Here is a 10,048-nt window from a genome sequence, read left to right as displayed (position 1 = left end):
CGACATCAACGGCGAGTGCTGCGCGGTGAGATCGGGCTCCTCGACGCAACTGGTCAGCAGCGTCGTACGCTCCCGGGCGGTGATCAGCGAGGCGAGCACCCGCTCACGCAGCATCTCGGGGTCGGGCGACAGTGTCTCGGGGTCGGGCGCGGAGCCGGGGGTGACGTCGGACGCGGTGTCGGGGCCGGTCATGGGCGGATGTCCTTCCCGTGGGCGCGACGGCGGTCCGGGCCGCGCAGTCGGTCGAGCAGGTCGTCGGCGGGGCAGCGGCCCTTGAGGACGTAGCGGTCCAGGTAGGTTCCGACGGCGTCGGTGACCTCGGTGGTGGCGCCGATCCGGGGCAGGGCGTCCAGGGCGGCGACGAAGCAGGCGATCGCCGCCTCGTGCAGCTCCGGGTCGGCGAGCCCGATGCGGGCGGCGTCGGTCCACAGCGGATTGTGCGGCGCCGGCAGGGCGAGGGTCCGTTCGGCGAGCGGCTTCACCGCCCGGTACGCGGTCTCGGCCGCCTCCGGGTCGTCGAAGAGCGCCGTCGCCACCGCGAGCGGCACGATCCACCCGTCGTCGCCGGGCTGGGCGTCGATCATGCGCAGTTCCAGGTGGCCGCGCGGTCTGACCGGGGGGAACAGCGTGGTCATGTGGTACTCGAGGTCGTCTCTGGTGGGCGGTCTCGGCCGGCCCGAGCGGATCCACTCCCGGAACGTCAGCGCCTCGGGCACCTCCCACGGCCCGCTGTCGTCGCGTACGCACATCACCGGTGCGTCCAGCACATGCCGCCCCCAGGCGGTGCGCGGGGCGCCGTCCAGCGGGGGTGCGCCCGCCCGGCCCGGGCCGATCTCCGTCCACATCAGCTGCCGGGTGGAGAGCCAGCCGGTGGGCACGCGCCCGAGCAGCGGGGAGTTGGCGAACGCGGCCACCAGGACGGGGCCCAGCTGGTGCGCGAGCCACCATCGCCGCACGTGGCCCAGCGGTCCCGGCTCCTCGTGGCCGGCGTCCAGGCACACCTGCACGGACGCCGTGGTGCACATCATGTGCCGGCCGGCCGGGCCGCCGCGGTCCAGACAGGCCTCGAGGGCGTCGTAGCGTCTCTCGCGCAGGAACCTGCGAGGCGTGTGCCAGGGGTCGTGGCCGATGCCGACGAGGTGGAGGCCGTCCTCGGCCAGTACGGCACGGACGGCGTCGAGGTCGGCGGAGACGGTACCGATGCACTCCATCAGGGAGGCGGCGGGCGGCGAGCTCAGCTCCAGCTGACCGCCGGGTTCGACGGTGAGCGCCGACCTCAGGGGCACGGTCCGCAGTGCGGCGTAGGCCGCTTCCAGACGTTCGGGTGTCACGGGGGTGTGCGGAGTACGCAGCTCGTGGACGAGCCACTCCACCTCGACGCCGACGGTACGCGGTGGTCCGGTCTTGAAACAGATGCCGCTGACCAGTGCCTCGACCTCGGCCGCGCTGAGGGCCGTACGGCCCTGCACACGGCCGCTCGCCGAGGCGGCGGGCGAATCTGACATGTCGGGATCCTCCTGAGATTCCACCATGCCACCGGCCCGGGATCGGTGGGCCGGGACCAAGTCATACCGTCCCAGCCAAGACCCTGCGGCCGATTCGCACAAGGGTGCAGATCGTGACCATCCTGCCCTGAAATCTCCGTTTCCGCGATGTTTGCCGGTGCCTCATGGGGCCCGCCGGTGACTTCCGTCCCGGAAACCCGTTTGCACCGCGCGTCCAGCATCGCTCACGATGCGTGCATGGGCACGACGGGGGAGGCCGCGCGGCGCGCGGTCATGGCGCGCACGGGGGTCGCGCTATGAGCGCGCGTCTGCGCGGGATCGCGCAGCAGACGGAGCAGATCGTGATGGCGGGCGCCTACCGCGCCGCCGACGGACACGAGGTGCGGATCGCGGCGGCCGTCGAGGCCGCTCGGGACGGCACCCGTGTCCACGGGCCGGAGCCGGTGCCCGTACCGGGCTGGACCCCGGTCGAGACGCGCGTCGAGGTCACGGGCGAGAGCAGCCTGGCGGCGGCCCGACGGCTCGCCGGCCCCCCGGTGGCCGTCCTGAACTTCGCCTCGGCCCGCAACCCCGGCGGCGGCTACCTCAACGGCGCCCAGGCCCAGGAGGAGGCCCTGTGCCGCGCCTCCGCCCTGCACACCTGTCTGCTCGCGGGCAAAGAGTTCTACGACCACCACCGGGCCCACCGTGACCCGCTCTACTCCGATCGGGTGATCCACTCGCCGGCGGTGCCCGTCCTCCGTGACGACCGGCACCGGCTGCTGGACGAGCCGTACACCGCCGGCTTCCTGACCGCCGCCGCGCCGAACGCGGGCGTCGTGCTGCGCGACGCCCCGGAGCGCGCCGGGGAACTTCCGCGCGCTCTGGCCGTCCGCGCCGAGCGGGTGCTGGAGACGGCCGCCGCGCACGGCTACCGGCGACTGGTGCTGGGCGCGTGGGGCTGCGGGGTGTTCCGCAACGACCCGGTCCAGGTGGCGAACGCCTTCCGCGCGCTGCTCGCGCCCGGTGGGCGGTTCGGGGACGCCTTCGAGCACGTGGTGTTCGGGGTGCTGGACCGCAGCCGGGGCGGCGTGGTCCGCGCGGTGTTCGCACAGGCGTTCGCCTGACTGTTGCGCGCCTGCACCCCGGGCGCGTACCTCCGAGCCCGATCCCGACGTCGATCAGAGCCCGGACGTGAGCCCGACGCTCAGCTCCAGCCGTACCGCTCCCGCAGCCGGTGCACCACCGAGTTGAAGCGCATCCGGTCCAGCGCGCACGCCTCGCGCCGCATGCCGTCCTCGTGCAGCCGCAGCACCCGGTCGACGTCCACCCAGGAGTCGCGCCCCGACCGGTCCCAAGGCCCGTTCCCGATCGGCACCCACCGGGGCAAGCCCCGGCTCCGCTGGAGCGGCTGCACCGCGCCCCCTGCTGCGCCGTCGTGCGCCTTGCTCGAGAGCTGGACGGCGAGCAGGGTTCCCGCCGCCTCCCGGGCCACCACCAGCACCGGACGGTCCTTGCCCCGCCCGTCGTTCTCCTCGAAGGGCACCCAGGTCCAGACGATCTCCCCGGGGTCCGGGTCGCCGTCGTGCGCGGGCGCGTACTCGGTGCGCACCCGACCGACCGTGCGCGGGTCGGCCTCGGTGGTGGCGGTGGGGCCGTAGCGGCCCGGGACGGCGTCATCGGTGAAGGCAGTCACGGGGGCACCCTAGAGCGTGCCCGGATGCGCCGGATCACCGGGCCCTCGTCGCCGAGTGCCCGTCAGGAACCTTCGCCAGGCCGCCGGACGCGCATGCCGGGTGCTGCCGGTGCGCGGTCGGACGTCGGACGGACGGGGCCGTCCACGCCCGCGGTGAGGCCGCGGGCGGAGCCGTGCGGGAGCCGGACTGTGGGGCCATCGGCCGACGGCCGGGGCTCGTCCCCGGTACGCGCGCCGCGACGACGACGTCTTACCGCACCCCTCTCGCCGCCCGCTCCTTGGCGTGGCCTACGATTGTTCCAAGTAGGTTTCGTAGAAAATCCCCGCAGCTGAGAAGGGGTGAGCAGGCGTGGCCACCACACGGCGGAGTCCTCGGCGACGCGAGGTGCTGGATGTGCTGCGCGCGGCCACCGCGCCGCTGGGGGTCACGGAGACGGCCGAGCGGATCGGGGTGCACCCCAACACCGTGCGGTTCCATCTGGACGCCCTGGTGACCGAGGGGCTGGTGGAGCGGCGGCTCGAGGAGCCCTCGGGGCCCGGCCGTCCCCGGACCGTCTATGTCCCGCGGCCCGGCATGGACCGCGGGGGACCGCGCGGCTACCGCCTGCTGGCGCAGATCCTGCTCAGCCAGTTGGCGTCCCGGGGCCCCGAGGCCCGGTCGGCCGCGACGGAGGCGGGCCGTGCGTGGGGGCAGTACCTGGTCGATCCGCTGCCGCCCTTCCGGGAGCCGACGGCCGAGGAGGCGACGGGGCGTCTGGTCGCCCTGCTGGACGACCTGGGCTTCGACCCGGTGCCCGAGAGCAGCGGTGCCGGGGAGCCGCCGGAGCGGATCCGGCTGCGGCACTGCCCGTTCCTCGAACTGGCCGAGGAGTACGGCTCGTTGGTGTGCCCGGTCCATCTGGGCCTGATGCAGGGGGCGCTGGACGGACTCCGGGCCCCGCTGACCGCGACCGGGCTGGAACCCTTCGCCGAACCCGACTCATGTCTGGCCCACATGCAGCCTGTCGAGGTCCCTTGAGCCCTCGGAACCGCTGAACCCTTCCGAACCCCCGAGCTTCCGAGCCCCCACAACCTCCGGAAGTCCCCGTGAAACGAGCAGGCCGTGGACCCGCGCCCCGGCAGAGAGGCACACATCGATGAACACCACGTCGGCCGCCACGGCGAGCGCGGTCACCTTCGTCTGGCTCGGCATGGTGCTGGCCATCTCCTTCCTCGAGGCACCGCTGAAGTTCCGCGCACCCGGGGTGACCATCCCCATCGGCCTGGGCATCGGCCGACTGGTGTTCCGGGCGCTGAACCTGGTGGAAGCCGCCCTGGCCGTCGTCGTGATCGTCGCGACGGCCGTCGGCGACGCCCCGACACACGTCATCGCGCTGACCGCGGCGGTGGCCGTCCTGCTGCTGGTCCAGCTGGTCTTCGTCCGGCCCCGCCTCAACCGCCGGTCCGACCGCGTCCTGGCGGGCGAGGACCACGGCACCCGCTCCCGGGGCCACCTGGCCTATGTGGGCCTGGAGATCGCCAAGGTCGCCGTGCTGATCGCCCTGGGGATCGGCCTGCTGACGGCGTGAGCGACCCGCGAGCACGCCCGATCTTCGCGGACACCTACGTGCTCCCGGCATCAGGCAGGAGGGCGGAGGGTAGATGCTCGTACTGGTGCCCCCGGCCGACTCGGGGGCACCTGACACGGCGAAACGCGGGGGGAGTTCATGTCCGACGAGCTGGTGCGGTTCGAGTTGGGGGAGGGCTCGGCCGGGGTGTACGTCGAGGTGGCCGAGGACGACTCCGGAGTGGAGCGGGTGCGGCGGCGCGGCGGCGCCCCGCCTCAGGCGGTGGACGGATTCGAGCACGGCCTCGACCAGATTCGCGACGTGGCGGCGCGCACCCTGGGACGGATCACCTCGATGCCGTCGGCGCCGTCCACGGTGGAGCTGGAGTTCGGGGTCAAGTTCAGTGTGGAGGCGGGCGCGGTCATCGCGCGGACCGGCGTCGAAGGGCACCTGAAGGTGAAGGTGGTCTGGGAGAACGCCGCCGCGGACCGGCGGGTGAACCAGGACGAGGACGAGGACGAGGAGACGACGGACACGCCCGACGCGGCCGGAGACACCGCTCGTAACGCGTCCGGAGCCGCGGACGACGCCTGAGCTCCGGTGCCCGGATCACTTGGGCATCGCATCCGTCGACTTGATCACCACAGGGTCCGCGTCCGCCGGCTCCCGACGCATGGGCGCCACCCGCGTGGGCTGCGTCGGCGGCACGGCATCCTCCGGTGGTCCCGCGATCTTCACCAGGTTCGGCATGGCCCCGACCCGGTCCAACTGGCTCCGGTACAGCGTCGTCCGCCCGGTGACCGCCTGGGCGCACAACACGGCCAGGATGCCCGGCCCGAGGAGAGACGCGTCGCCCAGCATCTCCGCCACCATCACCAGCACCCCGAGCGGGGCGTGGGCCACGGACCCCAGACAGGCGGCCATCCCGACCGCCACCGGGACCAGCGGGCTGTGGGGAGCGATACCGAGCGGCTCCGCAAGTCGCCACAGCGCCGCGCCCACACCGGCGCCCACCACCATGCCCGGCCCGAAGATGCCGCCCGAACCGCCCGAGCCGACCGTCAGCGCCGTACCCACGATCTTCGCCAGCGGCAGGGCCAGGACCACGGCCAGCGGCAGGTCCAGCAGCAGCTGACGCTGGGTCACCGCCTCCATCAGGCCGTACCCGGTGCCCAGCACGCCCGGCACCAGCAACCCCAGCCCCCCGACGAGCAGCGCGGCGGACGTCGGCGCGGCGAGACGCGCAAGCGGCCCGCGCGCCCGCTCCTCCACCTGTGTGTGCACCGCGTAGAAACACCCCGTGTACAGTCGGCCCGCGCCGCCCGCGACCAGCCCGACGACGGCCACCAGGGCGAACTCGCCCACGCCGCTCACCGTCTGGCCGGGGTGCGCGCCCAGCACCGGTGTGAACCCGAAGCACGCGCCGAAGGCCAGCCAGCCCGCGACGGAGGCGATCAGGGCATGTGGCAGCACCCTGGCGTCCATGCCCCTGCGATACAGCATCTCCGCCCCGAGCAGTGCCCCGCCGAGCGGTGCCCGGAAGATCGCGCCCACTCCCGAGGCCAGCCCGATCACCAGGGCCGTACGTGCCTGCTCCCGTGTCATGCCGGTGCGCCGGGCGATGACCGAACCGAACGCCGCCGAGATCTGCGCGGCCGGTCCTTCCGTGCCCCCCGAGCCGCCGGACCCGAGCGTCAGGGCGGACGCCACCAGCTTCACCACCGTCACCCGGCCGCGCATGCCCGTCGGGTCCTGGTGCGCGGCGGCGATGGCGGCGTCCGTGCCGTGACCGCGCGCCTCCGGCGCCAGCCAGAGCGCGAACACCGTGGCCACCAATGCGCCGCCCGCCGCCACCAGCGGCACCAGCCACGGCCGATCGGAATCCGCGAGCGCACGGAATCCGCCCTCCGCCGACGTCCGGTAGGGCCGGTAACCGGCCACCGATTCAAGCAACCAGCCGGTGCACAGGTGCAGGAGACCGAACAGTGCCGCCGCGCCCAGCCCCGCCACGGCGCCGATCAGTACCGCCGGCACCACCCAGCGCGCCGGCGAGTCGCCCGCGCCGTCGGCAGGCATCAGCCGCGCGCCCCAGGACCGTAACGACTGGCGCCCCGGCCGCACTGCCGTACCACGCGCCCCCGTGTCCACTTGTGCTCTCCCGCCACCCGACTACTCCACCAAGTCAGCCTGACGGTTTCCCGGCGTCAAGGTCAACCTCGCACCCCCAGACGGAGGATGACGGTGGGTCAGAAGAGTGACACCGCATCGCACAACCGTCCAATCCACCACAGCGGAACCGGTGCCTCGCGCCCGAATCGCGGGCTGACCTGCCCACGTTCCTGTGGTTATCCTCAAAGTCGGTGCAAAGGACAGTCATGGTGTGGCGGCAACAGGTGGGGGGCGGAGACCGATGCCGAGCGGGGCCGGTGAGCGCACGGCGGACATGCCGGATCTGACAGGGTTGCCACTGGAGGAGATTCTGGAAGGCACCGACTCCGTGCTGTCCGAGGCGTTGCGCCGCGTGCTGCGGCAACTGGCCGGGGAGGAGGCGCCGGTGGCCGCCTACGACTCCGGCGGCGACACCTCCGAGGGCCCCCGCCGGGCCACCACCCCCGCTCCGTGAAGCCGACGGACCGCGCGGAGCCCGGCCGCTGGCCCGACGACCTCCTCGACGTCGCCGCCCTGCGGACGGCCGGCACGCGCCCGCTGCCCTTCCGGGAGTTCGTCCTCAAGGTGCACAGCCGCTGCAACCTCGCCTGCACCTACTGCTATGTCTATGAGGCCGCCGACCGGCTCTGGCGGACCCAGCCGCACACCATGACGGCGCACACGGCCGAACAGGTGTGCCGGCGCATCGCCGAACACGCCGAACGCCATCGGCCTGCCTCGGTGCGCGTCATCCTCCACGGCGGCGAACCACTGCTGGCAGGCGTCCCCCTGCTGCGCGGCCTGGCCCGCACCCTGCGCGCGTTCATGCCCGAGTCCACCACCGCGGAAGTGATCATCCAGACCAACGGCACCCTCCTCGACGAGGACGTACTGCGGCTGTGCCACGAGGAGGACATCCGGATCGCGGTCAGCATCGACGGCACCGCGGAGGTCCACGACCGCACCCGCCGCGACCACGCCGGACACGGCAGCCACATCCGGGTCGCGGGCGCGCTGCGGCGTCTGGCCGCGCCCGAGCACCGCGGCGTGTGGGCCGGCCTGCTGTGCACCGTGGACGTCACCGCCGACCCGATGGCCACCTACGAGCACCTGCTGTCGTACGACCCGCCGTCGATCCGCCTCCTGCTTCCCCTCGGCAACTGGACGCACCGGCCGCCGGGCCGCACCGACGACCCCTCCGAGACCCCCTATGGCCAGTGGCTGGCCACGGTCTTCGACCGCTGGTACGCCACTCCCGGACCGCCGGTGCGCATCGCGTTCTTCGAGTCGCTCCTCGACCTGCTGCTCGGCGGAGTCACCCGCACCGAGACCATCGGCGGTGCCCCCTCCCAGCTCGCCGTGGTCGACACTGACGGCGCGCTCACCCTCTCCGACCAGCTGAAGTCGGCGTACGAAGGAGCCGACCGCACCGGCCTGGACGTTCACCGCCATCCGTTCGACGCGCTGCTGGACCACCCCGGGGTCGCGGCCCGCCAACTTGCCTCCGGCGCCCTGGCCGCCCAGTGCCGCACCTGCCCGGTCGGCGCGGTCTGCGGCGGCGGTCACTACCCGCACCGCTACCGCGCCGACAACGGCTATCTCAACCCGTCCGTGTACTGCCCCGACCTGATGGCGCTGATCCGGCACGTGGCCGACGTCGTCCGCGCCGACCTCGCCCGGACCACCGGGGACGCCGCGATCACCGGGGTCACCCGAACCACCGGGGTCCGCCGTTGACGCACGAGCGCCCGGCCGCCGCGGCGGCCGCACCCCCGCTGACGCTGCCCCCCGACCTGTGGCGGCAGATCGCCCGCGGGACACCGGACGCCGGCACCCTGAGCGTGCTGCGCACCGCCCGCGCCGGCCGCAACCTCCTGCTGCTGCGCGCCGCGCACCAGGCGTCCCGGACCACGCCCGAAGACGGCGGCCGGGACTGCGGCACCGGCATCTCCGCCCCCAGCGCCCTGCTCGCCGCCGTGCGTCAGCGGGCACCCGCCGTCTTCGAGGCGCTCGTCACGGATCCCGCCGCAGGAGTCCTCCTCGCCGATGCCGTACGCGGCGGCCGCCGTGACCCGGTGGCCGTGCTCGCCGCAGTCGCCGCGCACCGGGCGGGCATGTCCTTCCGGCTGGAGCTGCCGGTGCGCCACGGCGCCGTAGACCTGCCCGGCCTGGGCCGCGCCACTCTGGAGCCGGCCGCGGCCACCGCGTACGTGACTCGTGACTCGCACGGCACCACCACGGTCACCGTCCCGGGCACACCCACCGCCGTCCGGATACCCGACTCACCGAACCTCTCGCACCCGCGGGACCCGCAGGACATGCAGGACGTGCTGCTCCCGTCGGACCCGGCGGCGGAGCCCGCGCCCGGTTGGGAGCCGGCGCCACACATCCTGCTCCCGGCGCGTCGCCCCGGCCCAACCCCCGTGATACGCCTGGACGCTCACGGCCCTCTGGACGTCGACACCCCGCGCCCCCTTCGCGCGCACGAAGTCGCGCGCTGGCGGGACCGGCTCGGCGCCGCCTGGGAACTGCTGGCCGCCCGCCATCCCGACCGCGCGGACGCCGTACGCGGCACCGTACGCGCCGTCGTCCCTCTCGGCCCGCTGCCGCCCGGCCCGCCCGGCGGCACCCGCGGGGCCTGGCTGAGCGCCTCCTTCAGCGACGCCTACGGGCTCGTGGCCCTCGCCCCGCTGGACGACCCGGCCGATCTCGCCGCCGCCCTCGTCCACGAGACCCAGCACTCCCTGCTGTACGCCCTCCAGGACCTCACCCGGCTGCTCGACGCCCCGCCCGGCGCTCGGGGGTACGCGCCCTGGAGTGACGGGCCCCGTCCGCCGTCGGCGCTGTTCCAGGGCGCGGCGGCCTTCCTGGCGACCGCCGGGTTCTGGCGCCGGGAGGCCGTCCTCGGTCACCCGGTAGCGCGGGCGCCGTACCAGCGGTGGCGGCGCACCGCCCGGGTGGCCTGCGACGAACTGGAGCGCGGCGGCTGGCTGACCGACACCGGCCACCGGCTCCTTCACGCCCTGCGGGACGTCCTCGCCGAGTGGGACGACGGCCCCGGAACGGGCATGTGGGACAACGCCTGAACGCCTGAGGCGGACGGGGGAACAGACGGCGTGCCAGGGATTGTGGTGAAAGTCCCGCCTGCCCCGCGACGCCCGGCACGCGCGCGC

General features: G+C 73.9%; 10 protein-coding genes and 1 pseudogene. 7 read left to right on the top strand and 4 right to left on the bottom strand.

The genetic code is table 11. The annotated features are described in order from the left end of the window. Positions 1 to 192 (bottom strand): annotated as a pseudogene (locus ACWDUZ_RS02015) (ergothioneine biosynthesis protein EgtB); the annotation flags it as partial. After that, positions 189 to 1,505: an ergothioneine biosynthesis glutamate--cysteine ligase EgtA gene (egtA, locus tag ACWDUZ_RS02010; protein ID WP_451629797.1), complete on the bottom strand. Its 1,317-nt coding sequence runs from the start codon at positions 1,503 to 1,505 to the stop codon at positions 189 to 191. The gene egtA and the pseudogene ACWDUZ_RS02015, both read right to left, overlap by 4 nt. 296 nt (positions 1,506 to 1,801) lie before the next feature. Between egtA and ACWDUZ_RS02005 the strand changes: the two genes are divergently transcribed. Continuing rightward, complete coding sequence (locus tag ACWDUZ_RS02005; RefSeq protein ID WP_451629796.1) at positions 1,802 to 2,611, top strand: TIGR02452 family protein; 810 nt, start codon at positions 1,802 to 1,804, stop codon at positions 2,609 to 2,611. A gap of 80 nt (positions 2,612 to 2,691) precedes the next feature. Here ACWDUZ_RS02005 and ACWDUZ_RS02000 read toward each other — a convergent pair whose 3' ends face one another. Then, positions 2,692 to 3,180, bottom strand: a complete 489-nt coding sequence (locus ACWDUZ_RS02000) for a type II toxin-antitoxin system PemK/MazF family toxin (protein WP_451629795.1) — start codon at positions 3,178 to 3,180, stop codon at positions 2,692 to 2,694. Between the two features lie 349 nt (positions 3,181 to 3,529). Here ACWDUZ_RS02000 and ACWDUZ_RS01995 point away from each other — a divergent pair, with 349 nt between their 5' ends. The 3 genes from ACWDUZ_RS01995 to ACWDUZ_RS01985 all read left to right on the top strand — a co-directional run bounded on the left by ACWDUZ_RS01995 (position 3,530) and on the right by ACWDUZ_RS01985 (position 5,321). Continuing rightward, positions 3,530 to 4,198: a helix-turn-helix transcriptional regulator gene (locus tag ACWDUZ_RS01995; RefSeq protein ID WP_451629794.1), complete on the top strand. Its 669-nt coding sequence runs from the start codon at positions 3,530 to 3,532 to the stop codon at positions 4,196 to 4,198. 118 nt (positions 4,199 to 4,316) lie between these two features. After that, a complete protein-coding gene (locus ACWDUZ_RS01990) occupies positions 4,317 to 4,748 on the top strand; it encodes a hypothetical protein (RefSeq protein ID WP_451629793.1) in 432 nt (143 codons plus the stop codon). 138 nt (positions 4,749 to 4,886) lie between these two features. Continuing rightward, positions 4,887 to 5,321 (top strand): CU044_2847 family protein, encoded by a 435-nt coding sequence (locus ACWDUZ_RS01985; protein ID WP_451629792.1) that lies wholly within the window; start codon positions 4,887 to 4,889, stop codon positions 5,319 to 5,321. Between the two features lie 15 nt (positions 5,322 to 5,336). Here ACWDUZ_RS01985 and ACWDUZ_RS01980 read toward each other — a convergent pair whose 3' ends face one another. Next, positions 5,337 to 6,803, bottom strand: a complete 1,467-nt coding sequence (locus ACWDUZ_RS01980; protein WP_451629791.1) for a chloride channel protein — start codon at positions 6,801 to 6,803, stop codon at positions 5,337 to 5,339. 367 nt (positions 6,804 to 7,170) lie between these two features. Between ACWDUZ_RS01980 and fxsA the strand changes: the two genes are divergently transcribed. From fxsA to ACWDUZ_RS01965, 3 genes are read left to right on the top strand one after another with little or no spacing between them, the layout of a single operon-like run. Then, a complete protein-coding gene (gene fxsA, locus ACWDUZ_RS01975) occupies positions 7,171 to 7,350 on the top strand; it encodes an FxSxx-COOH cyclophane-containing RiPP peptide (protein WP_451629790.1) in 180 nt (59 codons plus the stop codon). After that, positions 7,347 to 8,612 carry an FxsB family cyclophane-forming radical SAM/SPASM peptide maturase gene (locus tag ACWDUZ_RS01970; RefSeq protein WP_451629789.1) on the top strand — a complete coding sequence of 422 codons (1,266 nt, stop codon included), beginning with the start codon at positions 7,347 to 7,349 and terminating at the stop codon, positions 8,610 to 8,612. The genes fxsA and ACWDUZ_RS01970 overlap by 4 nt, the downstream gene beginning before the upstream one ends. Further along, positions 8,609 to 9,961: an aKG-HExxH-type peptide beta-hydroxylase gene (locus ACWDUZ_RS01965; RefSeq protein ID WP_451629788.1), complete on the top strand. Its 1,353-nt coding sequence runs from the start codon at positions 8,609 to 8,611 to the stop codon at positions 9,959 to 9,961. The genes ACWDUZ_RS01970 and ACWDUZ_RS01965 overlap by 4 nt, the downstream gene beginning before the upstream one ends. Positions 9,962 to 10,048: the final 87 nt, after the last annotated feature.

It is taken from the genome of Streptomyces sp. NPDC003393, assembly GCF_053589015.1.
Note: the sequence above shows the minus strand (reverse complement) of the source record. Positions and strands in the feature narration are given on the sequence as shown.

Coding starts and splice junctions, on each gene's coding strand:
- egtA (WP_451629797.1), bottom strand. CDS start 1,505: ATGTCAGATTCGCCCGCCGCCTCGGCGAGCGGCCGTGTGCAGGGCCGT.
- ACWDUZ_RS02005 (WP_451629796.1), top strand. CDS start 1,802: ATGAGCGCGCGTCTGCGCGGGATCGCGCAGCAGACGGAGCAGATCGTG.
- ACWDUZ_RS01990 (WP_451629793.1), top strand. CDS start 4,317: ATGAACACCACGTCGGCCGCCACGGCGAGCGCGGTCACCTTCGTCTGG.
- ACWDUZ_RS01985 (WP_451629792.1), top strand. CDS start 4,887: ATGTCCGACGAGCTGGTGCGGTTCGAGTTGGGGGAGGGCTCGGCCGGG.
- ACWDUZ_RS01980 (WP_451629791.1), bottom strand. CDS start 6,803: ATGCCTGCCGACGGCGCGGGCGACTCGCCGGCGCGCTGGGTGGTGCCG.
- fxsA (WP_451629790.1), top strand. CDS start 7,171: ATGCCGGATCTGACAGGGTTGCCACTGGAGGAGATTCTGGAAGGCACC.